At 68.1% G+C, this 411-nt stretch carries 1 protein-coding gene; it reads left to right on the top strand.

Annotated features, from left to right (window positions below):
- Window positions 1-411, top strand: a 411-nt coding sequence (locus tag ACLB6G_RS20820; RefSeq protein WP_410358056.1) for a VCBS domain-containing protein, incomplete at both ends; no start/stop codon positions are given.

Below are 411 nucleotides of genomic sequence, written 5' to 3'. Positions count from 1 at the left end.
ACGAACGACGCGCCGGTTGTCGCCGCGGTGACGGGCTCGGCCAGCGAGGACGGTCCGGCGATCACGGTCTCGGCCGACTTCACCGATGCCGACACGAGCGACACCCACACGTTCTCGGTCGACACGACCGGCACGCTGGGCAGCGTCACCAACAACAATGACGGGACCTTCGGCTACGACCCGAACGGCCAGTTCGAATACCTGGCCGAGGGCGAGACGGCGACCGACACCTTCACCTACACGGTGGATGACGGCAGCGGTCCGGTGAGCGAGACGGTGACGGTGACGATCACCGGGACGAACGACGCGCCGGTTGTCGCCGCGGTGACGGGCTCGGCCAGCGAGGACGGTCCGGCGATCACGGTCTCGGCCGACTTCACCGATGCCGACACGAGCGACACCCACACGTTC

Origin of the sequence: Zhengella sedimenti, from assembly GCF_046506625.1 — a bacterium.
GTDB classification, from domain to species: Bacteria; Pseudomonadota; Alphaproteobacteria; order Rhizobiales; family Rhizobiaceae; genus Zhengella; species Zhengella sedimenti.
This window is presented reverse-complemented; position numbering and strand designations above follow the sequence as displayed.